The sequence below is a fragment of the Longimicrobiaceae bacterium genome (assembly GCA_035696245.1).
Lineage (GTDB): Bacteria > Gemmatimonadota > Gemmatimonadetes > Longimicrobiales > Longimicrobiaceae > DASRQW01.
In genome coordinates this window covers 1-2,885 of sequence record DASRQW010000147.1, presented here as the reverse complement: position 1 = coordinate 2,885, position 2,885 = coordinate 1, and the positions used below count along the sequence as shown (strand labels likewise).

General features: G+C 70.4%; 2 protein-coding genes. Both read right to left on the bottom strand.

The genetic code is table 11. From position 1 onward, the window contains the following. Positions 1 to 99: 99 nt before the first annotated feature. Positions 100 to 1,461 carry a sigma-54 dependent transcriptional regulator gene (locus VFE05_06615; GenBank protein HET6229738.1) on the bottom strand — a complete coding sequence of 454 codons (1,362 nt, stop codon included), beginning with the start codon at positions 1,459 to 1,461 and terminating at the stop codon, positions 100 to 102. A 147-nt stretch (positions 1,462 to 1,608) separates the two neighbouring features. Continuing rightward, entirely contained in the window at positions 1,609 to 2,316 is a 708-nt protein-coding gene (locus VFE05_06610; protein ID HET6229737.1) for a HAMP domain-containing sensor histidine kinase, read from the bottom strand. Positions 2,317 to 2,885 lie beyond the last annotated feature (569 nt).

The following is a 2,885-nucleotide window of genomic DNA, read 5'->3' as shown; positions in this document are numbered from 1 at the left end:
TCACGCATGCAGAAGCAGATGCGCGTGCTCCGGGGCCGCGCCTTCCCCGCGGGGAAGGCGCGGCCCCGGAGCACGCGCATCTGCTTCTGCATGCGTGAGTTACGCCGGCACGGCCTCGGGCGACATCACCTTCGAGAGGCGCACGCGCAGCTCGTCCTCGTCTATCCCCAGCATCCCCGCGGCGCGGCGGTGGTCGCCGTCCACGAACGAGAAGGTCTTGAGCACCAGCGTGCTCTCGATCTGCTCGATCGAGGTGCCGATGGGAACGCGGATCTCGCGGTCCTCGCTCATGATCAGCTCGTGCGCGCGCAGGTCGGGCAGGGTGATGATGTCGCCGTGCGCCAGGATCACGGCCCGCTCCAGCGCGTTCTTGAGCTCGCGCACGTTGCCGGGCCAGCGGTACGAGTTGATGAACTCCAGCGCCTCGGGGCTGAAGCCCTTCATCGGCTTGCCGTTCTCCTCGGCGAACCGCCGCAGGAACGCCTCGGCCAGGATGCGCACGTCGCCGCGGCGCTCGCGCAGCGGGGGGAGCTGCAGCGGGATCACCGCCAGGCGGTGGTACAGGTCCTCGCGCAGCTCGCCGCTGTCGATGGCCTTGTTCAGGTTCTTGTTGGTGGCCGAGACCACGCGGATGTCCACGTGGATCTCCTTCTTGCCGCCCAGGCGCCGGAACGAGCGCTGCTCCAGGGCGCGCAGCAGCTTGACCTGGATGTCGGGCTCCATCTCGGCCACCTCGTCCAGGAAGAGCGTGCCGCCGTCTGCCATCTCGAAGCAGCCCGGCTTCTCGTTGATGGCGCCGGTGAAGGCGCCCTTCTCGTGGCCGAACAGCTCGTTCTCCAGGATCTCGCGGGGGAACGCGGCGCAGTTGATGGCCACGAACGGCCCCTTGGCCCGGCTCGACTTGTCGTGGATGGCGCGCGCCACCAGCTCCTTGCCCGTGCCGCTCTCGCCGATGATGAGCATGCTGGCGGAGCTGGGCGCGGCGGCGTCGATGGTCGTGTAGATGCGCCGCATCTCCTCGCTCTGCCCGATCAGGTCGCCGAAGCGGGTCAGGTTGGTCAGGCGCTCCTGGAGCGAGCGGTTGGCCTGCTTGACGCGGTGCGCCTCGATGGCCTTGGGCAGCAGCGCCTTGAGCCGGGCGATGTTGAGCGGCTTCTCCAGGTAGTCGTACGCGCCGTCGCGCATGGCCTGCACGGCGGTGTCTACCGAGGCCGAGCCGGTGATGATGATGATCTCGGCCGAGATGCTGGCCTTGCGCATGCGCGCGAACAGCTCCAGGCCGTCGATCTCGGGCATGCGGAGGTCGGCCAGGACCACGCCGTAGCCGCCCTCCTTCACCATCTCCCAGGCGGTCAGCCCGTCGGTGGCCGTGTCGACCTCGTACCCGTCGTCGGCCAGGAGCATCTGCAGCCCCTCGGCGATGTGGCGCTCGTCGTCGGCGACCAGGATCTTGTCTTGCATGCCGGGCGGTGTCTCGGGAGAGTGCGGAGTTCAGTTCGCGGCCGTGGAAGATACCGGACGCGCGGCGGCCGGGTCAACCGCGGCCGCCGTAGGTGTCTCTGTTGCGATGGATGGGTCACGCCGGCGGGCGGGCGCCCGCCGGGCCGCTCACCCGCGCGAGGCGGGGAGCGAGAAGACGACGCCCGCCGCGGCGGCGGAGTCGTCGGGAGTACCCGCGGGCACGCCCAGAGGGTCCACGCGCCCGCCGATGGTCTCGGCCAGGGTGCGCGCCACGCCGTAGCGCGACGCGAACCCGTCCTCGTCCGGCTCGGAGGGGCCGGGCGTATAGCTGCCCTCCACGACCAGCTGCGAGCGCCCCTCCTCCTGCGCCACGCGGATGCGCAGCGGCTCGCCGGGGGCCAGCCCGTCCAGCACGTCCAGCACGAGGTTGAGGATGACCTGGCGGGCGGGCTCGCGGGGCACGTGCACGCGGGCCAGGTGCGTGCCGGGGTCGTACTCCACCGTGGTGTCGCGGTGGCGTGCCTCCAGCTGCACCAGCTCCATCAGCTCTTCGGTGAGCTCGTTGAGCGTGGCGGGCTCCGCCCCGCGGCCGGGCCGCGAGAGCCGCAACAGCAGCTCGATCCGCCGGTTCACCCGCTCCAGCTCGCCCCCCAGCACGCCGATGTACCGCAGCACGTCGTCCTGCTCGCCCGCACCGGCGCGGGCGAGCCTCCGCTTCAGCACCTCCAGGTTGATGACCATGGAGTGCAGCGGGTTCTTAATCTCGTGGGCCAACGCGTCGGCCAGCCTTTCGAGCAGGTCGAGCTTGTTGGCGCGGATCAGCAGAGGATCGGCGCTTCGCGCTTCGGTCGCCACGTCGCTTCCCGGTAAAATCTGTCGGCGGGCGGGACCCAGGAACGGGCCCGCCGGTGCTCTGGTCTCTGGGACGGATACGGAACGCACGCTGAACTGCGACCGCGGAACGGGCCTGCGGTTCCGGGGCGGTAGCGCACATTCCGTTCCGCTTGGAGGGAAGCGGACGCGGGAGGCGCGTATCGAAGGTTGGTAGCAGATGCGGCGCGGCCCGCTCCCCAGCCCTCCCCCAAAACTGCCTGGGGGAGGGAGCCTGGATGGCGTGGCGGGCGGTTCCGCTGCTCGCCGGCTGGCGCTGGCGGAGCGGCTTTGGGCGTTAGATGACCGCGAGCGACGGGGTGCGGCTCTTGCGGCCAGGGGCGACTCGGGCGCCCGGACGAGGCGCGAGGATGCATCGGGTCGAACGGGAGGACGGACATGGGGCTGGCGACGCGAGCGCTGGGCCGGACGGGGATGGAGATCACCACCCCCCAGCCGCTCCCCCGCAAGCGCAGGGCTGTTTCATTCGAGGAAACTGAGGAGTGAGTGGATGTCGTGGGCAAAGGAACGGAAGGCTGCGGTGAGGGAGCGGA